The organism is Pseudomonas canadensis, from assembly GCF_030980095.1.
Classification (GTDB): domain Bacteria; phylum Pseudomonadota; class Gammaproteobacteria; order Pseudomonadales; family Pseudomonadaceae; genus Aquipseudomonas; species Aquipseudomonas canadensis.
The window spans coordinates 3,636,074-3,657,356 of sequence record NZ_CP133298.1 but is presented as its reverse complement, the minus strand read 5'-3'; the positions used below and the strand labels follow the sequence as shown (position 1 = coordinate 3,657,356).

Below are 21,283 nucleotides of genomic sequence, written 5' to 3'. Positions count from 1 at the left end.
ACGCAGCCCAGCGCGGGGCAAGCCCGCTCACCACAACAAGCCCGTTCACCAGAGAGAGCCCCCCTTTGAGCTTGGGGGGAATTAATAGGTTTTGTGGAGCTGATGGAGGCACACAATGAGCAAACTGGAAGGTGAACTGGGCATCCTCGCCCGGCGGCGCATCGAGGCCGAAATCATCAAGCCGATCTACGAGATCCTCAAGCGCGAACAGGGCAAGGACTTTGCCGCTGCGGTGATCGGTGAAGCCGTGGGCAATGCCGCGATCCAGGCCGGCAAGCATTTTGCTTCGCTGGAAGAGCAGGGCGCTGACCTCAAGAGCTTCGTCGAGCTGCAAGTGCTGTGGGAAAAGGATGACGCGCTGAAGGTCGAGATCATCGCCAGCGACGCCGAGCACTATGACTACGACGTCAAGCGCTGCCGCTACGCCGAGATGTACCACGAGATGGGCCTGGGCGAGATCGGCCATCTGCTGTCGTGCAACCGTGACGAGCTGTTTATCGTCGGCTACAACCCGGACATCAAGTTGACCCGCACCCAGACCATCATGGGCGGCGATCACCGTTGTGACTTCCGCTATCGGGCCAAACCTCATGAGTAAGCTGGCGCGTGTGAACGGCGAACGCCTGTGGGCTTCGCTGATGGAAATGGCGCAGATCGGCGCCACCGAAAAAGGCGGCGTCTCGCGCCTGGCGCTGACCGACGAAGACCGCCGTGGCCGCGACCTGTTCGTGCAGTGGTGCGAGGCGGCCGGTTGCAGCATTCGCGTGGACGCCATGGGCAATATCTTCGCCCGTCGTGCGGGGCGCTTCGATGATTTGGCCCCGGTGATGACCGGCTCCCACGGCGACTCCCAGCCCTTTGGCGGCAAGTACGATGGCATCTACGGCGTACTTGCGGGGGTGGAAGTGCTGCGCACCCTGAACGACCTGGGCATTGAAACCGACCGGCCCATCGAAGTGGTCAACTGGACCAACGAAGAAGGTTCACGTTTTGCGCCGGCGATGATTTCGTCGGGCGTCTATGCGGGGGTGTTTGACCTGGAATACGGGCTGTCCCGGGAAGACAAAGCCGGCGTGACCATTGGCCAGGCGCTGCAGCAAATCGGCTACGCTGGCACCGAGCCGGTGGGTGGCCAAGCGATCCACGCCGCATTCGAACTGCATATTGAACAAGGCCCGATTCTGGAGGCACAGGGCATTACCATCGGCGTGGTCACTGGCGCCCAGGGCCAGCGCTGGTACGAAGTGGAACTGAGCGGCCGCAGCGCCCACGCCGGCACTACGCCCATGGATCATCGCCTGGATGCCTTGCTCGGTTTTGCCCGTGTGGTCGAGGCCGTCAACGGGCTGGGCCTGGAGCAGGGCGCCGAAGGGCGGGCCACGGTGGGCATGGCGAATATCTTCCCTAACTCGCGCAACGTGGTGCCGGGGCGGGTGTTCTTCAGTGTGGAGTTCCGTCACCCGGACGAAGCGGTGCTGGCGCGCCAGGACCAGCAGTTGCGCGATGCCGTGGCGCAGATTGCCGACGGGATTGGCTTGCAGCACAGCGTGAAGCAGATTTTCCAGTACGCGCCGATTGCCTTTGACGCGGGCTGTGTCGAGGTCGTGCGGGCGTCGGCTGAGGCATTGGCCTACAGCCATCGGGCGATGATTTCCGGTGCTGGGCACGATGCCTGCTACCTGAACCAGGTGGCGCCGACGGCGATGATTTTTGTGCCCTGCGTGGATGGGTTGAGCCATAACGAGGCGGAAGAAATTTCTCAGGAATGGTCGACGGCGGGGGCGGATGTGTTGCTCCAGGCGATGCTGGCGAAGGCCTCTGCCTAGCGAAAGAACTCACCCGGCGTCGCCTCGAACTGCTGGCGAAACGCATTGATAAACGCCGAGGTGGATTCGTATCCACACCCCAGCGCCACATCCGTCACCCGCTCGCCTTGCTCCAGGGCGGGCAGGGCGGTCAGTAACCGCAAACGCTGACGCCACGCCCGAAAGGTCAGCCCGGTGTCGCTCAGGAACAAGCGGCTGAGGGTCTTCTCGCTCACCCCCAGCTTCTGGCTCCACTGGCCCAAGGTCGTCTGCTGCTCCGGGTGTGAGTTGAGGCTGCGATAGATCTGGCGCAAACGCGGGTCCAGTGGCAGCGGCAGCATCAAGTCGACTTGCGGCGCCGCCGCCAGTTGGTCCAGCACCACCTGGGCCAAACGCCCATCCGGTCCATCCTCAGCATATTCCACCGGCAATTCGCTGAAGCTGCGGATCAACTCCCGTAACAAACTGCTCACCTCCAGCACATGACAGCGCTCATCCGCCCAGGTGGTGACGCTGCAATCCAGGTACAAACTGCGCATTTCCGTGTGGGGCGAGCTGAACACGCGGTGCGGCATGCCGGCCGGAATCCACACTGCCCGCTGAGGCGGCGCGACGAAGCGGCCGACGCTGGTCTGGATCTCCAGAACCCCGGAAATCGCGTAGGACAATTGCACCCACGGGTGGCTGTGGCGACGGGTCAGCGCACGATTGGGCAAGGATTCGGTGCGTCCGTACACCGGCCGTGGCAGGCTGGAAAGCCCGGGCACACTGCGGCGGACGGTCTTGTCATGTCCTTTTGGCGGCATTTACTGGCTCATTGGCGTTAGTCGGTAACAAGCCGTTACGTTAGAGTCGCGACGACGCTCTTGGCAACCCCCGGAAGATCCTGCTTATGACTCGCCCCCGATTTCTGCCCGACAACTTCACCCTGACACTGATCGCCACGGTGATCCTCGCTTCCCTGCTGCCCGCCAGCGGCCAGACCGCCGTGGCCTTCGGCTGGGTCACCAACCTGGCGATCGCGCTGCTGTTCTTCCTGCACGGCGCCAAGCTGTCGCGTCAGGCGATTGTTGCCGGTGCCGGCCACTGGCGCCTGCATCTGTTGGTGTTCAGCCTGACCTTCGTTCTGTTCCCGCTGCTGGGCCTGGCCCTCAAGCCGGTGCTGTCACCGTTGATCGGCAAAGACCTGTACATGGGCATGCTGTACCTCTGCGCCTTGCCGGCCACGGTGCAATCGGCGATTGCCTTCACGTCCCTGGCTCGGGGCAATATCCCGGCGGCGATTTGCAGTGCGGCGGCGTCCAGCCTGTTCGGGATCTTTCTCACGCCGTTGTTGGTGACGCTGTTGCTCAACGTGCACGGCGAGGGCGGTTCTACCGTCGACGCGATCCTGAAGATCAGCGTGCAATTGCTGTTGCCATTCATCGCCGGGCAGATCGCCCGGCGTTGGATCGGTGAGTGGGTCGGCCGCAATAAATCCTGGTTGAAGTTTGTCGACCAGGGCTCGATCCTGCTGGTGGTGTACGGCGCGTTCAGCGAAGCGGTCAACGAGGGCATCTGGCACCAGATCCCGCTGTGGGAACTGGGCGGTCTTGTAGTGGCGTGCTGCGTGCTGCTCGCCTTGGTGCTGGTGGCTTCGACCGTGCTGGGCAAAGCCTTCGGCTTCAACCAGGAAGACCGCATCACCATTCTGTTCTGCGGTTCGAAAAAGAGCCTGGCAACCGGCGTGCCGATGGCCCAGGTGTTATTTGCCGGAGCCTCCATGGGGGTGCTGATCCTGCCGCTGATGCTGTTCCACCAGATCCAGTTGATGGTCTGCGCGGGTCTGGCGCAGCGTTATGCCAAGCGGCCGGAAAGCATTCCGGAACTGATGGGCCAGGTGGATCCATGATCCCTGTCACAACCTTCGGCGAATAGGCTCAAGTAAACGCCGGCCCAGGCGACTACCTTCTTAACTACCCAAGAAGGAGCGTCGACATGAACGTTAAGCGTTTGTCACTGGTTACCGGCGTTCTTGCGGTATGGGCGGGGGCTAGCCTGGCAGGGCCCTCAGGCGTCATTCAGTTTCACGGCAGTATCGTCGAGCCCGGCTGTCATGCAGTTGCACCAGGCGGGTCGACGCTGGAGCTCAAGGGCTGCCCGCAGGCCTTGCGTGGCAGCCAGTTCGCGGTGCAGCCCGTGCGCACGGTGACGGCGCTGGGCACTGCGCAGGCAGACGTCAAGTTGGTCGCCGACCGCAGTGATGGGCGCTATTACGACCAGCGGTATGTGCTGGTGGACGCCCTCGGCAAGCCCATTCAATCTGGGGCCTACGTGGTCACCATGACCGCGCCGTGACGCCCTGAGGTGGTTTTGAGCCGGATCGGCGTCAACAGCCGCGCCAGAAACCTATAGAATGCTCGGCGGCGGCGCTTGTCCTGGGTGGCCGTCTGATCATCGTCCGAGTACCGCGCCCTTCAATGAGCATTTCAGCCGCAACGCCCCAAGCCAACTGGCAACCGGTCATCGCCCTCGCGTTGGCCGCCTTTGTGTTCAATACCACCGAATTCGTGCCCGTCGGGCTGCTCAGCGCCATCGGCGCCAGCTTCGACATGCCCGTGTCCAGCGTCGGGTTGATGCTCACCATCTACGCCTGGATCGTGTCCCTGACCTCGCTGCCGGTGATGCTGCTGACCCGCAACGTCGAACGGCGCAAGCTGCTGATCGTGCTGTTCTGCATGTTTATCGTCAGCCACATCCTTTCCAGCGTCGCTAACAGCTTCGGCCTGCTGATGCTCAGTCGCATTGGCATTGCCTTGTCCCACGCCTTGTTCTGGTCGATCACCGCGTCCCTTGCTGTACGCCTGGCGCCGGAAGGCAAGCAGGTGCAAGCCCTCGGCCTGCTGGCTACCGGTACTTCTCTGGCGATGGTCCTGGGCATTCCACTGGGCCGCCTGCTGGGCGAAGCCATGGGCTGGCGCACCACGTTCCTGGTGATCGGCGCGTTCGCCGCCGCCCTGGTGTTCTGGCTGGCGCGCACCTTGCCGCTGCTGCCGAGCCAGAACTCCGGCTCCTTGCGCAGCCTGCCGCTGCTGTTCAAGCGCCCGGCGCTGGTGGCGTTGTACGTGCTCACGGCCATGACCGTGACCGCGCAATTCACCGCCTACAGCTACATCGAGCCTTTCGTCGAAGGCGTGGCCGGCATGAGCGGCAGCGCGGTGACCCTGATCCTGCTGGTGTTCGGCGGCGCGGGCATCATCGGCTCGCTGTTGTTCAGCCTGGTGCACCGCTTCAATCCGCACCTGTTCGTAGTCGGCGCGGTATTCATCCTCGCCGCGTGCCTGGCGCTGCTGCTGCCGTTAAGTGGCGCAGAATCCTACCTGGTGGTGCTGAGCGTGTTTTGGGGTATGGCGATCATGGGCTTCGGCCTGGCGATGCAATCCAAGGTGCTGGTGTTGGCGCCGGATGCGACCGACGTGGCCATGGCGATGTTTTCCGGCATCTACAACATCGGCATCGGCGGCGGCGCCCTGATGGGCAGTTGGGTGGGTAGCCAGTTTGGCTTTGCCTGGATCGGCGCGGCGGGCGGTTTGCTGGCGGCGCTGGCGTTGATTGGCTACTGCCTGGCGATCCGCCGGTTTGGGCAGGGTGTCGTAACCCGATAAAACAGGACAAGTCTTACACAACAATTTGATACCCATTGCTACCGTCGCCCAAGACCGCCCACGGCCTGTGGTGACGGCACTTGAACAGCAATGGAGTCGATTGTGCAAAAGCGTTTGACCGCCGAGTTTATCGGTACTTTCTGGTTGACCTTCGGCGGCTGTGGCAGCGCCATCCTGGCGGCGGCTTTCCCGGAACTGGGCATTGGGTTTGTCGGCGTTTCGCTGGCGTTCGGGCTCACGGTGCTGACCATGGCCTATGCGGTAGGCAGTATTTCGGGTGGGCATTTCAACCCGGCGGTGACCCTGGGTTTATGGGCGGGGCGTCGTGTGGCGGGGAGTGATGTGCTGCCGTATATCGCGGCGCAGGTGGCTGGAGCGCTTGGCGCTTCGGCAGCGTTGTACCTGATTGCCAGCGGGCAGCCGGATTTCGCAGTGGGTGGTTTTGCCGCCAATGGTTATGGCCCACTAAGCCCTGGCCTCTTTGATATGAAGGCCGCGTTGCTCGCGGAATTCATCGCCACGTTCTTTTTCTTGTTCATCATCATGCGCGTGACCGCACCAGGCGCCGTGCCTGGCTTTGCGCCGATTGCGATTGGGCTGGCCCTGACCTTGATTCACCTTGTGTTGATTCCGGTGACCAATACCTCGGTGAACCCTGCACGCAGCACCGGGCCTGCGTTGTTTGCCGGCGGCGAGTACCTGGCGCAGCTTTGGCTGTTCTGGCTGGCGCCGATGGTAGGCGGAGTGGTGGGGGCCTTGGCGGCGTATTCGTTGGGTGAGTGCGCAAAAAAAACACCCGCCTAACAATTATCGGCGGGCGCTCGGGAATGACCGGATCAGCACGGAGTGAGCTGGCCGGTGTAGGGCGTACGGGGATCAGGCCACCGGAATCAATGGGTCTGCCGCCGCCAGCGCCACCGCACGATCAGCGGCCGGTGGGTAGATCCACACGGTGTTGATCTGGTGCTTGAGGTCCCTGGCTTCCTGGCCGACCAGTTTCAGCTGGCGGTCCCAGCCTTCGGTGAACACGGCGCCCCAGGCGCCAAGGTCGAGTTGCCCAGGGTGTCGGTGGCGGCGTAGGCCACGTCACCGGCGGCGAACAGTCGGCCTAGCCCTTGACCTTGAGGGTGCCGTCCACATGCAGGCGGCCCTGGGGATCGCGGGTGCCGCTGACCTGTTCGGTGAGCGGGTTGGCCCAGAACACGGTCTGGGCACCGGTCAGGTCAAGCAGGCCCATTTGCAGGGTGCGCGGTTGAACGAGTGGAGCGATGGCGGTCATGAAAGACGGTTTCCTGGGGCGAGTACAGGGTCGCCCTTTGTACCACTTAACCGGGTTCGCCCGCTCAGTCCGTCAAGGCTTCCAGGTCTGCACATCCTTGGCATCCACGGCCTTGGGCAGTAGGCCTGCCTTGAAGAACGCATCGGCGATTTTCTGCTGTTCGCCCAGTTGGTCGAGCGTCACCGGCTGCACCTGGTAACTGCGGTGTGCATTGGCGGCTTCAACGGTGGCCGTATCCAGGTTGCCCCACAGCGGGCCGAGGATCCTGGCCGCGTCCTGCGGGTTGGTTTTCACCCACTGGCCGGCCTTTTCCAGCTGTTCATACACCACCTTCAACACCTCAGGGTGCGCCTTGGCGTAAGGCGTGCCCGTCAGGTAGTAGCGCTTGTAACTGGCCAGCCCCGCGCCGTCGGCCAGGGTGCGCGTGGGCAGTTGACGTTGCACGCTTGTGAGGAAGGGTTCCCAGGTGACCCAGGCGTCGACCTTGTTGTTCTCGAATGCTGCGCGACCATCGGCGGGTGTCAGATAAGCCGGTGTGATATCCGAAAATTCCAGGCCCGCCTTGGCCAGCGCGGCGATCAGCAAATAGTGGGTGCCCGCCGCCTTGGTCACGGCGATTTTCTTGCCCTTGAGGTCCGCCAGTTGTTGGATCGGTGAGTCCTTGCGCACCACGATGGCCTGGGCTGAAGGCGAGGGTGCTTCCTGGGCGAAGTAAGTGAGCTTGGCCTGGGCGGCCTGGGCGAAGATCGGCACGGTATCGGCCACGTCGGCGCTGATGTCGACGTTGCCCACGTTGAGCGCTTCGAGCAGCGGCAGGCCGCTGGGAAACTCATGCCAGCTCACGTCGATGTGGTCGGCCTTGAGGGCTTTTTCCAGGGTGCCTTGGGTTTTCAGCAGGGTGATCAGGGTCGAGGACTTCTGGTAACCGATGCGCACGGTTTCCTGGGCTTCGGCGCTCGCCGCGACGGAAAAGGCCAGCAACCCGAGTACTGCGGCGAGGGGGCGACGTATGGACATGGCGAGCTCGATCTTCAACGGAATAGCGTCGAGCTTAAAGTTCTAAAAACTATTCGTTAAATACTCTTTCGGTCTTAGCTTAGGGCGCTTTTTTTGAGATCAAACCCATCGGTAATAACCATAGAACTATATGGTTCTTTCATAGTTGTTCGTGATTAATATAATTAAATGGAATTTTTAAGCGAAAATATTCCATGACCAAAAACCGCCAGATCCATTTATCCGCGTTCCTGTTGAGTGGGCCGGTGGTGCACAGCCACGCCGTGTGGCGTCATCCGGAGACCGTCGGCAATTACCTTGACCCCGAGTACTACGCGCGGGTGGCCAAAGTGGTGGAGGAGGGGTTGTTCGACTTCCTGTTCTTCGCCGATCGCCTGGCCGTGGGCGATCAAATGGGCGGCTCCCGCGAGTTCGCCTTGCGCTACGGTGCCCAGGACGCTACGCGGTTGGACCCGCTGCCGATTCTCTCTTACCTGGTCGGCAAGACCACCAAGCTTGGGCTCGGAGCGACCCGTTCCACCACCTATTACGAACCGGCGCACATCGCCCGTGAATTCGCCACCCTCGACCACCTGTCCAAGGGCCGTGCAGCCTGGAATATCGTCACCTCGATGAACGACAGCGAAGGGCGTCTGTTCGGCAAGGACAAGCACTTGGAACACGATCTGCGCTATGACCGCGCCGATGAGTTTGTCGAAGTCGCGCTGAAGCTCTGGAACAGCTGGGGCAAGGACGCGCTGAAGCTGGACCGAGAAAGCGGCGTGCTGGCGGACCCCGAGTTGATCCGTTCGGTGCAACATCAGGGTGAGTGGTTCAGGGTCGAAGGCCCGTTGAATATTCCGCGCACGCCCCAGGGGCGACCGGTGCTGATCCAGTCCGGTTCGTCCGGGCGGGGCCGGCGCTTTGGCGCGCGGTGGGCCGAGGCGATTTTCACCATTCACCCGCATTTGGCGGCCATGCGTGCGTTTCGCGATGACGTGCGTGCGCAGGTGGTGCAGCAAGGCCGTGAGGCTGACAGCTGCAAGGTGCTGACGGCGGTGATGCCGTTCATTGGCGCGAGCGAAGCTGAAGCTCGCGCCAAACGTGATCAGCACAACGCCCTGGCTCGGCCTGAGTTGGGGCTGGTGACCCTGGCGTCGCAGCTGAATGTGGACCTGTCGCCATTCCCGCTGTCCGCGACCCTGGCCGAGATCGCCCAGTCGCCACTGATCCACCCGGCCGCCGCTGAAAAGCTGTTGATGCAAGGCCCGCAAACCACCCTGGAACAACTCGGGCGCCTCTTCGCCAGCAGCGTGCGCGTACCGCAGTTGGTGGGGACGGGCGCGCAGGTGGCCGATCAGTTGGCCGAGCTGTTTGAGCAGGGCGGTTGCGATGGGTTCGTGGTTTCACCGGGGTATCTGCCGGGCTCGTTCACCGAGTTTGTCGAGAGCGTGATTCCGCATTTGCAGCGCAAGGGGTTGTTTCGCACGGCGTATGAAGGCTCGACGTTGCGTGAGCACCTCGGCCTCGCCGATCTCAACCCCTGAGCTCGGTCCCTGTAGGAGCTGGCTTGCAAGCGATAGCGGTGTATCAGTCAGCCGTGATGTCGACTGGCCCGATGTTATCGCCGGCAAGCCGGCTCCTACAGGTGCCACACCGTCCGAACACTCATTTATAGGGAATATTGTGTATGGCTGACTTCGATCACTTAACCCGCCGCCGCCTGCTGGGGCTGGCCGGTATTACGCTGGCCAGCCTGTCGCTGCCACGCCTGGGCTTCGCCGCCGATGAACACGCCGGCCATAACACTTCACAGGAACCTGCCGGCAGCGGTGAATTCATCCGCCTCGACGCACCGCGCAAGCTGAAGCTGGCAGTCAACCTCAACGCCGTATGCCTGGCGCCAGTGGTGATCGCCCACGGCCAAGGCTTTTTCACCAAGCACAATCTGGACGTGGAACTGGTCAACTTCGGCAACTCAACCGAAGTACTGCTGGAGGCCATCGCCACCGGTAAAGCCGACGCGGGCGTGGGCATGGCGCTGCGTTGGCTCAAGGCGCTGGAGCAAGGGTTCGATGTGAAACTCACTGCGGGCACTCACGGCGGCTGCCTGCGTTTGCTCAGTGCGGTGAACGGCGGCGTGACCCAACTCGAAGACCTCAAGGGCAAGGCTATCGGCGTGACCGACATGGCCAGTCCGGACCGCAATTTCTTCTCGATCCTGCTGAAGAAACACGGCGTGGACCCGGTGCGCGACGTGGAATGGCGGCTGTACCCGGCCGACCTGCTCGGCACGGCCCTCGAGCGTGGCGAAGTGCAGGCGGTGAGTGGCAGTGACCCGTTCATGTACCGCCTGATCAAATCCGGCGTGGCCCGCGAGCTGTCCACCAACCTGGTGGAAGAGTACGCCAACCTCAGCTGCTGCGTGGTCGGCGTCACCGGCAAACTGGTGCGCGAAGACAAACGCGTGGTCGCGGCCTTGACCCAAGCGATTCTGGAAGCCCACGACTATTCCGTGCAGCACCCCGAAGAAGTTGCCAAAGGCTTCCAGGCCCATGCGCTGAATACTTCGGTAGAAGAAGTGCAGGCGATCCTCCACGACCACACCCACGGCCATCACGCGGTGGGCGCGGCGCTGACCCAGGAAATCCTCACCTACGTCACCGACTTGAAAACCGTCGAAGTGATCAGCAAGAGCACCGACCCGGTGGAGTTTGCCAAGGAGATCACCGCCGATGTCTTCAGTTGATGCGGCAACCCTGAACCCGTCCCTGGCGTTCAAAGTCTGGTGGCAGGGCGTGGCGGTGGTGGGGGCCTGGCTGGCCGTCGCGCTGCTGATCAGCTACTGGCCCAACGCGACGCGCAACTGGCCGATGACCCAAGGCCTGGCCAATCTGTGCGTGGGCATCGCGGCGCTGTTCATCGTATTGAGCCTGCTGGGGCGCAAGATAGCGAGGTTGGGCCTGCGCCTGCGCAACGCGGGTCCCTGGCTGATCGCCTTGCCGGTGCTGCTGGGTATCTGGGAACTACTCACCGCCAAACTGGCGCTGTTGCCGGTGCCGTTTTTTGCGCCGCCCCAGGCCTTGCTGGCCGTGTATATCGAAGACTACCCACGCCTGGCCGACAGCCTGTGGCACTCGGCGTTGCTGCTGGGTTCGGGCGTGGCGCTGGGCGCGATCACCGGGTTTATCGCGGGGGTGGCGATCGGATGGTCCACGCGCATCGGCTACTGGTTGCACCCGGTGTTGCGCATTCTCGGTCCGGTGCCGTCGACGGCGTTGTTGCCGCTGTGCTTCTTTCTGTTTCCGAGCAGTTGGAGCGCCAGCGTATTTTTGATCGCACTGGCCACCTGGTTTCCGGTCACGGTGCTTACCTGGTCCGGCGTGGCGAGTGTAGACAAAGCCTATTACGACGTGGCCCGCACCCTCGGCGCCAAGCAAGCTTTTCTGATTTTCAAGGTGGCGATTCCCGCCGCGTTGCCGCATGTATTTGTCGGCCTTTTCATGGGCCTGGGCGCCTCGTTTTCGACGCTGGTGGTGGCGGAGATGATGGGCGTCAAATCCGGTATCGGGTGGTACCTGCAATGGGCCCAGGGCTGGGCCGCCTACGCGAATATGTACGCCGCCTTGCTAATCATGGCGCTCGCTTGTTCAGGGTTGATCACCGGGTTGTTCCTGGTGCGTGACCGGTTGTTGGCCTGGCAGAAAGGATCGATGAAATGGTAGCCCTGGCACACGCAGTATCGGCGTCGGAAGGTTTGGCGCTGAGCATAGAAAACCTGAGCCATGGCTTTGCCCTGGACGGCCTGCATCTGCCGGTATTGGAGCGGGTTTCGTTGGCTGTGGCGCCAGGTGAATTCGTGGCCTTGCTCGGGCCTTCGGGATGCGGCAAGTCGACCTTGCTGCGCTTGGTGGCCGGTCTGGAACCGGCAGACTCCGGCCGTTTGCTGGCGGACGGTGAAGCCATCACCGGCCCGGACCCGAGCCGCGTGGTGGTGTTCCAGGACCCGACGCTCTACCCATGGCGCCGCGTGTGGGACAACGTCGCCGTCGGCCTGGAAGCGCAGGGGCTACTCAAGACTCATTCGGCAAAGGTCGACGAAGCCCTGGGAAAAGTCGGTCTCAGTCAGTTCGCTCGCGCTTATCCACGGCAGTTGTCCGGTGGCATGGCGCAACGGGTGGCGCTGGCCCGCGCACTGGTCAATCAACCACGCCTGCTGATCCTCGACGAGCCGTTGGGCAAACTCGACTCCCTGACCCGTATCACCATGCAAAAGGAACTGATCGACTTGTGGCAGCGCCAGGGCTATACGGCCTTGCTGGTGACCCACGATGTGGAAGAAGCCTTGCTGTTGGCCAACCGGGTGGTGGTGTTCAGCGATCGTCCGGCGAACATCCTGGCGCAACTGACGATTGACCGGCCGTACCCCCGACACCGGGACGATCCTTATCTGGTGGACTTGCGACGCCAGATTCTGGGCCTGCTGGGGCTGGGAGAAAGTTGGTAGCCAGATACGTTCATGTGCCGGCGTTTGCCTACCCGGCTTGGTTCATCGGCGTAGCCGCACTTCATCGAGGGCGAAAAAAAACCGGCTGATCAGGCCGGTTTGGGGTTCCCGCCAGCAGCGCGGGGTTAAACGTTGTTGCCTTGCAGGCGATCAGCACCGCCTTCGGCCAGACCACGTTCTTGCAGGCGATCAGCACCGCCTTCGGCCAGACCACGTTCTTGCAGGCGATCAGCACCGCCTTCGGCCAGACCACGTTCTTGCAGGCGATCAGCACCGCCTTCGGCCAGACCACGTTCTTGCAGGCGATCAGCACCGCCTTCAGCCAGGCCACGTTCTTGCAGGCGATCAGCGCCACCTTCGGCAACACGGCGTTCCAGCAGGCGGTCCGAACCATTTTCGGCAACGCGGTTACCTTGCAGGCGGTCCGAGCCACCCTCTGCGACGCGACTTTCGATCAGGCGATCCGAACCGCCTTCAGCGACGACAGGATGGGCAAAAGCATTTGCAGCGAGTACCGAGAAAGCGAGGCTAAGCAAGATTTGGCGTTTCATGAGAGTGTGCTCCGAGTGTTTTAGTTTGGGTTGTTGCTGGTATGGGTTTGATGTTACGCGTTGCATTTTTTAAGAGAACTTCATTGGGCTGATGGTGACTATCGACGCCAGCGATGGCTCGTTCCGACGAGCCATCGCACGCCTGGTCATGGCATCTGCGGCAGCTCTTGCGGGCGCAGATCGAACACCAGCACTTCGGCGTCCTCACCATGGCCCAGGCGGATCTGCCGTTCATCCCGCACGCGGGCGCCGTCGCCTTCCTGCAAGCGCTGGCCGTTGACTTCAACGCTGCCTCGGGCCACATGGATGTACACATGACGATCCGGCGCCAGGTCCAGGGTGGCGGCTTCGTCGCCGCTGAACAGCCCGGCATACACCCGTGCGTCCTGGCGCACGCTGAGGGAACCGTCGTTGCCGTCCGGCGAGATGATCAACTGCAAGCGCCCACGTTTCTGCGCCTCGCTGAAGTGCTCCTGTTGATAACGCGGTTCGGCGCCGGCTTCATTCGGCACGATCCAGATCTGCAGGAAGTGCACGCCACGGGTCTGGCTGTGGTTGAACTCGCTGTGGGCCACGCCGCTGCCGGCGCTCATCAGTTGCACATCGCCGGGGCGGATCACCGAACCGGTACCCAGGGTGTCTTTGTGTTCCAGCGCGCCTTCCAGCACATAAGAGAAAATCTCCATGTCGCGGTGCGGGTGTTGGCCGAAACCTTTGCCGGCCGCGACGCGGTCATCGTTGATCACCAGCAGGTCGGAAAAGCCTTGTTCTTTCGGGTTCCAGTAGTTGGCGAACGAGAAGGTGTGGAACGACTTCAACCAACCGTGATTGGCGGCGCCGCGTTCGGAAGCTTTGCGAAGGGTCAGCATGGTCTTGTCCTCAAGTGGGAGCGGGCTGCGGCATGCAGGGCTCCGGCGTTGAGAAGAAGGTTAATGGTTAATGAATGATTCATTAAGAAGCTGAAATCTGAATAACTGTCGCCTTCAAGTTGACAGTTCTGGACGTGCAATAATGGCGGCCGCATTCCTTCTCGATGGACTTTTCTCGCTATGAAAACCGTGGCCATGGCGCTATTTCCGGACTTCCTCCTGCTCGACATGGCCGGGCCGCTCGAAGTGTTTTCCATTGCCAACCGCTACCTGCCAGCGGCGGATCACTATCAGATCCTTACCCTCGGCACGGAGCCCGGCGCGTTGCGCGCCTCCAATGGTGTCGCGGTACACACCGACTTGCTGTTGGACCAGGCCCAGGATGCCTACGACCTGCTGCTGGTGCCCGGCGGTCCTGGTGCCTACAACGAATGCCATCCCGCCTTACTGCCGTGGCTCAGGGCGGCAGCGCCACGGGCGCGTCGCTTCGGCTCCATTTGCACCGGCGCCTTTGTGCTGGGGCATGCCGGGTTGTTGGACGGCCATCGTGTGACCACTCACTGGCACTACACGGAGCGGCTGATCAAGGCGTTCCCCAAGGCTGTTGTGGAAACCGACCGTATCTATTTGCAGGACGGGCGCCTGATCACCTCGGGTGGCGTCACCGCCGGTATCGACCTGGCGCTGTCGGTAGTGGCCCAGGACCACGGCAAGCATGTCGCCGTGGAAGTGGCCAAGGTGTTGCTGGTGGTGATGAAACGCCAGGGCGGCCAGGCCCAATTCAGTCCGATGACGGCGGCGGTGGCGCCTCAGGAAACGGCGATCACCCGCGTGCAGAAGCATGTGCTGGAGCATCTTGATCAACCGTTCACTATCGAGTCCATGTCCGAACTGGCCGGCATGAGCGCGCGCCACTTTGCGCGGTTGTTTGCCAAGGATGTGCAGATGACGCCCATGGCATTCCTGCAGGGCGCGCGCATCGACCGCGCCCGGCAATTGCTGGAAACCACCGACTTGCCGCTCAAGACCGTGGCTTTCCACGCGGGCTTCGGCAGCGTGCGGCACATGCGCTTTCTGTTCAGCGAAAAACTGGGCCTCAACCCGACCCAATACCGACAACAGTTCAGTTAACGACAGAATGTCCGTCTGGCGCACCCGAATGTCCGTATCACTCCCTGTGCCAGCATTGTCCTGTCATCGCCAACTGGCAAGATAGCGGCAAGCCCACGGAAAAGGATGCGCGAACGCCCAAGGCCGGGTGTTTCAGCGCTTTTGCACAGATGAACAATCCTCAGGCGATTGACGCTGATGGCACGGTGCGCTTCGGCGCCTATGTCTTTCACCGGCAACAGCGTCTGGTCAGCAAGGCAGGCTGGCCGGTGCCTCTGGGCGGGCGGGCGCTGGATATCCTCACGGTGCTGCTTGAAGCGCCTGGGCAGTACATCAGCAAGGCCACCTTGATCGAGCGCGTGTGGCCGAACAGCGTGGTGGAAGAAAACAACCTGCGGGTGCACATCGCTGCATTGCGTCGCGCCCTTGATGGGCAGCGTTTCATTCTCAACGACCCACAGCGTGGCTACTGTTTCGCCGCCCCCGTGCACGGGGTTGTGCCGGCCACGTTACCCCTGCATAACCTCGCCGCACGCCTGAGTCCGGTGATGGGCTGTGATGAGCTGTTGGGCGTGCTGGTGAGACGCCTGTCCGGCCAACGCCTGATGACGCTCACCGGGTGTGCCGGCGTGGGCAAGAGCAGCCTGGCCCTGGCGTTGGCTGAGCGGGTGTTGCCGCGTTACCGGGACGGCGTGTGGTGGGTCGATTTGGCCACGGTGGAAGCGCCGATGAGCATGCTGCGTCACCTGGCTTCGGTACTGCACCTTGAACCCTGCGCCAATGCCGCTGAACTGGGGCGGCAATTAGCGGCCCGCCAGTTGTTGCTGGTGCTCGACGGTGCCGACCTGCTACTCGGTGCCTGCCGTCACCTGGTGCACGTGCTACGCGAAGCGGCGCCTCAGGTCAGTGTGCTGGTCAGCAGTCGTGAAGCCCTGCAAGTCTCCGGGGAATGGGTGCAACGCGTGCCTCGGCTGTCGGTGCCTGCGCCATCGGCGTTAAGCCGTGTCGAAGAAGCGATGGCTTACCCGGCGGTGCAAGTGTTCGTCGCCCGAGTACGTGCTGCTCAGCAAGGCTTTGTGCTGCGACCCCAAGACTTGGCCCCGCTGCGTGACATCTGTCGACGCCTGGATGGCATTCCCCTGGCCCTGGAGCTGGCGGCCGCTCAAGTGGACGCCCTTGGCGTGCGTGGATTGCAGCAGCAACTGTGCAAAGGCGTGCAAGTGCTGAGCCGGGGCCGGCGCACGGCGGTGGAACGTCATCAATCCCTGAACGCGGCCCTGGACTGGAGCTACCAGCGCCTGAGCCTGCCGGAGCGCTGGCTGTTCCTGCAATTGGGGTTGTTCAAGATGGCGGTCACCTTGCCCGCCTTGAGTGAACTGGTCGCTGGTACCGAGCTGGAACATGCCGACTTGGCCTACCTGCTGGGGCGTCTGGTGAGCACTTCGTTGCTGACCCTCGAACCCGGCCCCGGCAATGCCCGTTACCGCCTGCTCAACTGCGTGCGCAGCTATGCACTCGCGCAGTTACGCGACCCGATGCAGGTCGCGCGCTTGCAGCAGGGCTATGAGCATTACCTGGGGCCGTTTTCAGGCCGGCCGTTTGTCCTGCAACTCGTCGAGCAGGCCGCGTACGCGGACTAGGTCCTGGGTGGCAAAGCCCTCCGTGAACCGCGTGTAGACCGAACTCAGCAGATCGCGGGCCGGCTGCACGCGGCCTTGCGCCTGCCACAGCCGTGCCAACGACGTCGCACAGCGCAACTCCCAGGCCAGCGCGCCTTGCTGGTGAGCCAGGCCCAAAGCTTCCAGCAGCAGCGCTTCGGCCGCACGGGCATCGGTCGTGCTTTCTGCGTGTATCCGCAGGATCTCCGGGGTGCACCAACCCGCGTCGCCCGCGCGGGCGCGTTCGAACCCAGGCTCGTCCAGTGCATGGGAACCCAGCGTGACCAGGATATCCTCAATCAACCCCAGGCCTTGCAGGTCCTTGCGCCCAAGGATTCCCGCGTAGTGACCTGCCCACGTCTTGAACAACTGCACCGAATGCTTGTGGGCATGTTCCAACAGCAGTGCCTGCAGGGTCTGGGCGGTGTCTTCGTCACCGTTGTAACGGGCGATGACCACGCCTGCCAACGCCAGGGTGTAGCAGATGGAGGTGCCATGATTGATCTGCTGCGCCAGTTCCAACGCCTGGTTGGCGGTGCGCCAGGCTTGCTCGGGAAAGCCTTGCAACCACAGGATTCGCGCCAGCACCGTGAGTGAGGCAACGCTCTGGTCGTATTGCACACCGATGCCGTGGGCAAATCGGTTGACGTGGCCGCTGTGCGCCATGCGTTGGATCACTTGCTCGGCATTGTGCCGGGCGAGTGCCTGGTTGCCGTTGTAATGCTGGGCCAGCACCCGCAGACGCTGGGCGCTGATATCCAGTTGCGGGTCGGTGCGTGGGTCGAGGCGATCAAACTGCACGCTTTGCGCCAGCGCCTGACGATACTGGCCTGCACACAGGTTCACCGCCATATGCCCGGAGACCGCGCGCAGTTGCCCCGCGACGTCCTCGTGCGCTTCGGCCAGGTGCCGCGCACGGACGAACGCGGCAATGGTCTGCGGGGCCCCGCCCATGGCGTGATAGGACAGGCTGCCCAGCGCCAGTTGCAGTTGCATCGACAAGCGGGGGCAGGGCGATGCGGCCTGGTCCATCAACGCCAGCGCCTTGTCCACGTACAAACGGTGTTCCCTGAGCAACGACAATTCTTGCCACAGCGGCATTGCGCTGACGGTCAAGCGGATCGCCAGCAGGTGTTCGCCCGCCTGCGCGAGCCCCCAGTCGAGGGCAGCGCGGATATCTTCACGCAGCGGCGCGTAACGGTCGATCCAGGGTTGGGTGGCGACCGAATCCCAATCGTCGCGCGCCTGTTCCATCAGCGCCAGGCACCGCTCTGCATGGCGTTCGCGGGTGGCGTCAAGCTCTTGGGCGACGCTGAGCTTTTCCAGGGCGTAGGTACGGGTGATGTCCAGCAGGCGATACACCATCTCATCATCACCGGCCTCGACGTTAAGCAAGGATTTGGCGACTAGTTGAGTGATTGAGCCCAGCACTTCGGCGGGTGCTACCTGTTCCCCGGCAATCACCGCCGCCGCACTGGCCAGGCTGAAACCGCCGCGAAACACCGCCAGGCGACGCAGGCAGATCTGTTCGCAGGCGGTCAGCAGCTCAAAGCTCCAGTCCAGCGTCGCGCGCAAGGTTTGATGACGAGGCAGGGCGTTGCGCCGGCCACGGGTCAGCAGGCGGAAATTGTCCTCCATCTGCACCAATAGCCCTGGCAAGCCAAAGCGCTCGATCTGCGCCGCCACCAACTCGATCGCCAACGGAATGCCGTCCAGGCGCTGGCAGATATCAATCGCCAGCGGCAGCTCGGCCTCGCTCAGCTCGAAGCTGTCCTGATGGGACATGGCTCGCTCGATCAACAATTGCAGGGCCGGGTAGCCCAACGCTTGGGCGCGATTGCCGGTGACGGGCGGGCAGGCCAGGGGTTCCAGGCGCTGCACGGATTCGCCTTCGGCGCGCAATGCCTCGCGACTGGTGGCCAGGATGTGCAGCCTGGGCGCATGGCGCAGCAGGGTTTCGCTGATCAGGGCGATGTCGTCGAGCAGGTGCTCACAGTTGTCGATCACCAGCAGCAACTGGCGTTCCTGCAGGCTGCGCGCAAAGGTCGCCAAGGGTTCGTGCTCGGCATGAGTGACGTCGAGCAGGGCAGCCAGGTTGGGCAGGATCATCGATGGCGCGCTCAACGGCGCCAGGTCGAACAGCCGGATGCCGTCGCGGTAATGCCCGATCAACAATTCCGCCACCCGCAGCGCGACAGTGGTCTTGCCGATGCCGCCGGCGCCGGTCAGGGTGATAAAGCGTTGTTCCGGCAGTTGCTGCACCAGGCTGTCGATCAAGGCCTGGCGGCCGATCATCCGGGTACGCCGCAAAGGCAGGTTGTGGCAGGGGCGTTGTGGGGCACCTTCGGAAGGCGGTGTCATCGGTTCGATGCTCAGTGGCGCAACAAAACTGTAGCCACGCTGGGCCACGGTCACGATATAGCGTTGCCCGGCCTGGCCATCGCCCAGAGCCTTGCGCAACGCCGCCATATGCACCCGCAGGTTGCCATCTTCCACCACGCTTTTGGGCCAGACGCGGGCGATCAACTCCTGTTTGCTCACCACATTGCCGGCCTGCTCCAGCAGGATCAGCAGGATCTCCACCGCACGCCGTCCCAGGCGCAAAGGGCGACCCGCCTCGAGCACCAAGCGTTGGCGCGGGTGGATGCGATAGGGGCCGAAATGTACGGCCTGGTCGCCGGGGTCGCTCATGGCTGGCCGTGCTCGGAAAGGGGGGAGCGGCCAGCATATTCCAGGTACGCACCGACCACTAGGCTGCGATGACTTGAAGCTTGTGACGTAAGTGGTGATTTCGCCAGGTCATCGGGTTGACGCCTTCGCTGCGGGTGAACATATGGCAGAAGTGCGCCTGGTCGCAAAAACCGCATTCCAGGCTGATTTGCGTCAGGCTCAGGGACGAGCTGGTGATCAGCTCCTTGGCGCGCTGGATGCGCTGTTGGCGGATCCACTCCTGCGGTGACAACCCGGTGGTGCACTTGAACGCCCGGGAAAAATGGCTGCGCGACAGCGCGCAGGCCTGGGCCAGGTCGGCAATGGCCAGGCTCTCGCCCAGATTGGCCAGGATCAGTTGCTTGGCGATGCGCTCGCGCCGAGGGCACAGGCCTCCGGTGGCGGACAAACGAGGTGCATATTGATCGAGTCGGGCCATGACAAATATCCGCAGTCGATGGGAGCGTTCCCGGTGGATGGATGCAGTGTAGACGCGGTCAATCTTGTTGCCGGACCGTCCGGCTGACGAGTTAATCGTTGTTAATTTCGCCAGGTGCCGAGGTGAAAAAGACAGCACAGACATGCAATGCCGGTCGGGTTTTGCATGCTTATCTGTGCGCTTGCCAACCGTTTGGATGCTTCCCATGAACCGCAACGACCTGCGCCGCGTCGACATGAACCTGCTGGTGATTTTCGAAGCACTGATGTTCGAGAAGAACCTGACCCGGGTCGCCGAAAAACTCTTCATGGGCCAACCGGCGGTGAGTGCGGCGTTGGGGCGTCTGCGCGACCTGTTCGACGACCCGTTGCTGCTGCGCAACGGGCGGGGCATGGAGCCCACGCCACGTGCCGTGGCGATACTCAAGGAGTTGCAACCGGCCATGGACACCATCTCCGGAGCGGTCAGCCGTGCCAAGGATTTCGACCCTTCCACCAGTTGTGCGGTGTTTCGCATTGGCCTCTCTGATGACGCTGAGTTTGGCCTGTTTCCGCCGTTGCTCAGTCAATTGCGCGAGGAGGCGCCGGGGATCATCGTGGTGGTGCGTCGGGCCAATTACCTGTTGATGTCGTCGTTGCTGGCCAGTGGCGAGATTTCGGTGGGGGTGAGTTACACCACTGAATTGCCGGCGAATGCCAAGCGCAAGAAGCTGCGGGATATTCCGTGCAAGGTCTTGCGTGGGGATGGTGGTGTCGAGCCGCTTACGCTGGATGATTACTGTGAACGTCCTCATGCAATGGTGTCGTTCTCGGGGGACTTGAGTGGCAATATCGATCTGGATTTGGCGCGGATCGGCCGGGCGCGGCGGGTGGTGTTGGCGGTGCCGCAGTTCAGTGGGTTGCGGGCATTGTTGGCGGGGACGCAGATAATTGCGACGGTGCCGGATTATGCGGCGTGTGCGTTGACCGAGGGGACGTCGTTACGCGCGGAGGATCCGCCGTTTGCGATTGAGGAGGCGCAGTTGTCGATGGTGTGGAGTGGGGTGCATGACAATGATCCGGCGGAGCGGTGGTTACGGGCACGGATTGGGGAGCATATGGCTCGGGGGGGGTGATTATTTTAAATGAGTACATATCCGTTATTTGGGTAACGGCGGCTTATGGTTCCGCTCTTACAGCGGGTCACTTTTTGAAGAGCGCAAAAAGTAACCAAAAACGCTCCGCCCCAACACTCGGCACCTCGCCTAGGCTCGGTGTGCCCTCACTCCGGCTTGAATCCGTGGGCCGCCGCGATGGGCCATCCTTGGCCCAGCGCGGCTAACCCGGCGTCCTGCCGGGTTACCCACGGATTCAAGCCTGCGTTCGGCCAGCGTGTTTGACGGGGCGCCTAAGATCAAAATCAAGATCAAGAGCGACTCGCTTCGCATCGTGGATACGCGGTCCCTGTAGGAGCCGGCTTGCCGGCGAAAAACGTGAGAACGCCGCGTTCATCCAGACACCCCACGTCATCGTTAACGACCATCGCGGGCAAGCCAGCTCCTACAGTGGACTGCCTTTGCTTTTGCTTCACACCACTCAAGCCGGCTGTCAGGCCGCTGTGCTCTTGCTTTTGATGTTGATCTTAGGCGCCCCGTCAAACACGCTGGCCGGAATTCGACAGGGATTTGGGGGGTAAACCGGCAGGGATGCCGGTTTAGCCGCCCCGCGCCATGGATGG

At 62.5% G+C, this 21,283-nt stretch carries 19 protein-coding genes and 1 pseudogene; 13 read left to right on the top strand and 7 right to left on the bottom strand.

Annotated elements, in window-relative coordinates:
* The first annotated feature begins 115 nt into the window (after positions 1–115).
* Both RB216_RS16630 and RB216_RS16625 read left to right on the top strand, forming a co-directional pair.
* The gene (locus tag RB216_RS16630; RefSeq protein ID WP_068934334.1) at positions 116–598 is read left to right on the top strand and encodes an L-2-amino-thiazoline-4-carboxylic acid hydrolase; all 483 of its coding nucleotides are present in this window, start codon (positions 116–118) and stop codon (positions 596–598) included.
* The gene (locus RB216_RS16625; RefSeq protein WP_305381437.1) at positions 591–1,826 is read left to right on the top strand and encodes a Zn-dependent hydrolase; all 1,236 of its coding nucleotides are present in this window, start codon (positions 591–593) and stop codon (positions 1,824–1,826) included. The genes RB216_RS16630 and RB216_RS16625 overlap by 8 nt, the downstream gene beginning before the upstream one ends.
* On the opposite strand, the gene RB216_RS16620 is transcribed toward RB216_RS16625, so the two are convergent.
* Positions 1,823–2,611, bottom strand: a complete 789-nt coding sequence (locus tag RB216_RS16620) for an AraC family transcriptional regulator (protein WP_068934330.1) — start codon at positions 2,609–2,611, stop codon at positions 1,823–1,825. The two genes, RB216_RS16625 and RB216_RS16620, sit on opposite strands and share 4 nt — an antisense overlap.
* 86 nt (positions 2,612–2,697) lie before the next feature.
* On the opposite strand from RB216_RS16620, the gene RB216_RS16615 reads away from it, so the two are divergent.
* The 4 genes from RB216_RS16615 to aqpZ all read left to right on the top strand — a co-directional run bounded on the left by RB216_RS16615 (position 2,698) and on the right by aqpZ (position 6,253).
* On the top strand, positions 2,698–3,696 hold the full coding sequence (locus tag RB216_RS16615) for a bile acid:sodium symporter family protein (RefSeq protein WP_028616667.1): 999 nt from the start codon (positions 2,698–2,700) through the stop codon (positions 3,694–3,696).
* Between the two features lie 86 nt (positions 3,697–3,782).
* Complete coding sequence (locus RB216_RS16610) at positions 3,783–4,142, top strand: fimbrial protein (RefSeq protein WP_308907572.1); 360 nt, start codon at positions 3,783–3,785, stop codon at positions 4,140–4,142.
* A 122-nt stretch (positions 4,143–4,264) separates the two neighbouring features.
* A complete protein-coding gene (locus tag RB216_RS16605; RefSeq protein ID WP_068934327.1) occupies positions 4,265–5,449 on the top strand; it encodes a sugar transporter in 1,185 nt (394 codons plus the stop codon).
* 102 nt (positions 5,450–5,551) lie between these two features.
* On the top strand, positions 5,552–6,253 hold the full coding sequence (gene aqpZ, locus RB216_RS16600; RefSeq protein ID WP_372514690.1) for an aquaporin Z: 702 nt from the start codon (positions 5,552–5,554) through the stop codon (positions 6,251–6,253).
* Between the two features lie 72 nt (positions 6,254–6,325).
* Here aqpZ and RB216_RS16595 read toward each other — a convergent pair.
* Both RB216_RS16595 and RB216_RS16590 read right to left on the bottom strand, forming a co-directional pair.
* A pseudogene (locus tag RB216_RS16595) lies at positions 6,326–6,662 on the bottom strand (NAD(P)/FAD-dependent oxidoreductase); the annotation flags it as partial.
* Between the two features lie 138 nt (positions 6,663–6,800).
* Positions 6,801–7,745, bottom strand: coding sequence for an aliphatic sulfonate ABC transporter substrate-binding protein (locus tag RB216_RS16590; protein ID WP_028616663.1), 945 nt, complete (start codon positions 7,743–7,745; stop codon positions 6,801–6,803).
* Between the two features lie 194 nt (positions 7,746–7,939).
* On the opposite strand from RB216_RS16590, the gene RB216_RS16585 reads away from it, so the two are divergent.
* The 4 genes from RB216_RS16585 (at position 7,940) to RB216_RS16570 (ending at position 12,231) form a co-directional block, all read left to right on the top strand.
* Positions 7,940–9,271, top strand: a complete 1,332-nt coding sequence (locus tag RB216_RS16585; RefSeq protein ID WP_308907571.1) for an LLM class flavin-dependent oxidoreductase — start codon at positions 7,940–7,942, stop codon at positions 9,269–9,271.
* Positions 9,272–9,414: 143 nt separating this feature from the next.
* Positions 9,415–10,473, top strand: coding sequence for an ABC transporter substrate-binding protein (locus RB216_RS16580; protein ID WP_308907570.1), 1,059 nt, complete (start codon positions 9,415–9,417; stop codon positions 10,471–10,473).
* Complete coding sequence (locus RB216_RS16575; protein WP_028616660.1) at positions 10,460–11,449, top strand: ABC transporter permease; 990 nt, start codon at positions 10,460–10,462, stop codon at positions 11,447–11,449. Before RB216_RS16580 ends, RB216_RS16575 begins: the two co-directional genes overlap by 14 nt.
* The gene (locus RB216_RS16570; RefSeq protein WP_308907569.1) at positions 11,443–12,231 is read left to right on the top strand and encodes an ABC transporter ATP-binding protein; all 789 of its coding nucleotides are present in this window, start codon (positions 11,443–11,445) and stop codon (positions 12,229–12,231) included. The genes RB216_RS16575 and RB216_RS16570 overlap by 7 nt, the downstream gene beginning before the upstream one ends.
* Before the next feature lie 125 nt (positions 12,232–12,356).
* Here the strand turns inward: RB216_RS16570 and RB216_RS16565 are convergent, their stop codons facing one another.
* Both RB216_RS16565 and RB216_RS16560 read right to left on the bottom strand, forming a co-directional pair.
* Positions 12,357–12,782, bottom strand: coding sequence for a hypothetical protein (locus tag RB216_RS16565; protein WP_122683684.1), 426 nt, complete (start codon positions 12,780–12,782; stop codon positions 12,357–12,359).
* 146 nt (positions 12,783–12,928) lie between these two features.
* A complete protein-coding gene (locus tag RB216_RS16560) occupies positions 12,929–13,651 on the bottom strand; it encodes a pirin family protein (protein WP_028616657.1) in 723 nt (240 codons plus the stop codon).
* A gap of 180 nt (positions 13,652–13,831) precedes the next feature.
* Here RB216_RS16560 and RB216_RS16555 point away from each other — a divergent pair, with 180 nt between their 5' ends.
* On the top strand, positions 13,832–14,782 hold the full coding sequence (locus RB216_RS16555) for a GlxA family transcriptional regulator (protein WP_028616656.1): 951 nt from the start codon (positions 13,832–13,834) through the stop codon (positions 14,780–14,782).
* Between the two features lie 149 nt (positions 14,783–14,931).
* Positions 14,932–16,401 carry an ATP-binding protein gene (locus RB216_RS16550; RefSeq protein ID WP_308907568.1) on the top strand — a complete coding sequence of 490 codons (1,470 nt, stop codon included), beginning with the start codon at positions 14,932–14,934 and terminating at the stop codon, positions 16,399–16,401.
* Here RB216_RS16550 and RB216_RS16545 read toward each other — a convergent pair.
* On the bottom strand, positions 16,348–19,110 hold the full coding sequence (locus RB216_RS16545) for an ATP-binding protein (RefSeq protein ID WP_028616654.1): 2,763 nt from the start codon (positions 19,108–19,110) through the stop codon (positions 16,348–16,350). The genes RB216_RS16550 and RB216_RS16545 overlap by 54 nt on opposite strands.
* Before the next feature lie 58 nt (positions 19,111–19,168).
* Positions 19,169–19,567: a helix-turn-helix domain-containing protein gene (locus tag RB216_RS16540; RefSeq protein ID WP_305381418.1), complete on the bottom strand. Its 399-nt coding sequence runs from the start codon at positions 19,565–19,567 to the stop codon at positions 19,169–19,171.
* 205 nt (positions 19,568–19,772) lie between these two features.
* Here RB216_RS16540 and RB216_RS16535 point away from each other — a divergent pair, with 205 nt between their 5' ends.
* A complete protein-coding gene (locus RB216_RS16535) occupies positions 19,773–20,681 on the top strand; it encodes a LysR family transcriptional regulator (protein ID WP_068934310.1) in 909 nt (302 codons plus the stop codon).
* The last annotated feature ends 602 nt before the right edge of the window (positions 20,682–21,283 follow it).